This window comes from Eudoraea sp. (assembly GCF_049669105.1).
In the GTDB taxonomy this organism is placed as follows: domain Bacteria; phylum Bacteroidota; class Bacteroidia; order Flavobacteriales; family Flavobacteriaceae; genus Eudoraea.
Genome location: NZ_JBATKE010000148.1, coordinates 1 through 2,639 on the forward strand (window position 1 = coordinate 1; position 2,639 = coordinate 2,639).

Below are 2,639 nucleotides of genomic sequence, written 5' to 3' on the forward strand. Positions count from 1 at the left end.
ACTGAAGGATTAAATTTTAAATAAATTTTTCTTGCTATGTCCCGTATTACATATGCAGGTTGTTTTACTTTGTCTTTAGGTCCTTTATTGGAATTCGCAAAAATATTCATAAAATCTTCCCATCTCAGTTTTGTTGATTTCAAGCCTAAAGTAGTCGTTGCTTGGATTTCAGCTTCTTTTGTTAGAAGTGAAGAAAAGTGGTTAGCAAGACCGTAAATATTCAGTTTATCCGAAGAACCCAGAGGAAGTTCTAAAATCTCCAATACAGCCCGGTCTTCTTTGAGTTGAATATCTAACTGGTTTACGGGAATAAATATTTCATCTTCAATGTCAAAAATACCGGTATTTCTAACCTCTAATTTGATATCTGACTTATTTAGAAGGTCAACTGCAGACGTTGCATCTCCTTCTAATTCGGCCATTAAATTAAAGCGGCCTCCCTTAAGCGTAAAAATAGGTTCATTGGTTAGTGAAACTAAATTTTCAGGTATACCGTCTACCTTTAAAGAACCTTTAATGAGGGCTTTATCTTCCGGAGTGCTTGTTAATACACCATTGCTTAACTCAAATTCGGTCTCCTTGTAATTTCCTGTCATAGAGTTGAAACTGAGCTTTATATCCCTTTTGTCTTCAGTTTTGGCTCGTTCATCATCATATATTCTGTTGGTAAAACTTCCAGTGAATGACAAATTGTTCAAATCAAAACGGTCATCTATTAGAGCAGAATTTTCAATACTATTAAATTCAACATGTACCAGAGGGTTTGAAAATGGCGCGAAACTTCCTTGAAGGGTAGTGTGAGTGGAAAAAGCCTGATCAATCTTATACTTGTTAAGTTTTAATTGAATATGATCGGATAGAAGACTTACAGTTGGTGCATATTCTGTTTCTTCATTCACAATCTTAAATAGAAAACTACTATGCCTGGAAGTGTCAAAATCGGCTGTTAGCTCAAATATTTGATCATTTATGGATAAATCAAATGAAGGGATATGAATTTTGTTATTAGTCAGGTCTATTTCAGGGTACATGGTCCCTACAATCTTAGAATCCTTGAGATAACTGCCTTTTTCAAGGTTAAAACCCAGTTGTGTGATATAGGCATTCAAATCCATGGAAGAGGATATCCGATCTGGCCCAATAAGGAGGTTTGATGATATTTCGTTTATCGTAAATTTAATTCTTTTATGACGCGGAATATTTTGTATATCGAAGGCAAAATTTTCAATATCAAAGGACAATTTGTATGGCTTGAAGATTTCAGAGACAGTACTTTCTTCAGGAAGGGAGTCTTTATTCGCGGTCAAAGCTGCCAGATCTTCTTTAGTAATGACGGAGGAATAGTTCGCATTTTCTATTCGAACAGACTTTACCTGGATCTTTTTTTTCAACAAACTCTTTACGGTTAGATTTAGATACACATTCTTAGCTTCAAAACGGGTAATTTTTGAATCGGACGAATCTAAAAGCACCATATTTTTGACGTAGAATGCAGGATTGGTAAAATTACCCCAACTCCTTAAGGTTACATCGTCAAAACTGACTGTGCCATTATGTTTTTTTGAGATGGTATTTACTATGAAGTTGACAACTTCTTCTTTATGACTTTTTACAAAAAAGTAGATAGCCCCAAATACGATTCCTAAAATCAGAATTAAACTGACAATAAATTTTGTAATTTTTTTAAGCATAGGCTAGTTGCCTTTTTTTGGAAGAAGACTATAAATACATTAAGTTTAAAATTAGGTATTTTTGAATTGAGGGCTATATTATTTTTTGATAATAATTAAATAAGGTGTCTTATTTAATTCAATATCGGGTGCGATAAAAATATGAGCCAGCGAAAAACCTGAAATTTTATTATAAGTAATTTTCGAATTTGGTGCTTGGAAATAAATTCTTATTTGTTTATCGAACCCGAAGTCAATATTCGAAAATTGCTTTCATTGTACGAAGTCCATCTATTTTATAATTCTTGACTATATTAGTCATAATTACATGTGATGAGCAACATAAACACTTATATGAAAACCACGATACTTCTACTACCCCTTTTTCTTTTAGTTTCTGTAGTAACTTTGGCCCAAAACAATACTTCGGCATTCGACAGCTTGAAATTCCGTTTTATTGGCCCTGAAGGGAATCGCGCTATTGCCATAGCCGGGGTGCCAGGCGACCCTATGATCAATTATATCGGGGCCGCTTCGGGTGGCCTTTGGAAGACAACGGATGGCGGAATTAATTGGAATCCTATTTTTGATGATCAGGATGTTTCTTCCATCGGCTCTATAGCTATTACCCCTTCTAATCCAGATATTGTTTGGGCAGGTACGGGTGAAACTTTTGTTATTCGACCGGCACATGCCATGGGCGATGGTATCTATAAATCAGAAGATGCCGGTAAGACCTGGAAAAATATGGGGCTTGAAAAGACAGGGAGAATTGGTCGCATCATAGTACATCCGAGCAATCCGAATATTGTATATGCTGCTTCTTTGGGCCATACGTATGGCCCTCAACAAGAGCGGGGCGTATATAAAACAAAGGATGGTGGAAAGACCTGGAAACGGATATTCTTTGTGGACGAAAATACAGGGGCGGCCGAACTGGCCCTCGACCCTAAAAACCCTGACCGACTT

General features: G+C 36.2%; 2 protein-coding genes. One reads left to right on the forward strand and one right to left on the reverse strand.

Annotated elements, in window-relative coordinates:
- A partial coding sequence (locus tag WBM60_RS12560) for a hypothetical protein (RefSeq protein ID WP_424283140.1) occupies positions 1-1,691 on the reverse strand: 1,691 nt, incomplete at its 3' end.
- Between the two features lie 312 nt (positions 1,692-2,003).
- On the opposite strand from WBM60_RS12560, the gene WBM60_RS12565 reads away from it, so the two are divergent.
- Positions 2,004-2,639: WD40/YVTN/BNR-like repeat-containing protein (locus WBM60_RS12565; protein WP_424283141.1), on the forward strand; the 636-nt coding region annotated here is incomplete at its 3' end.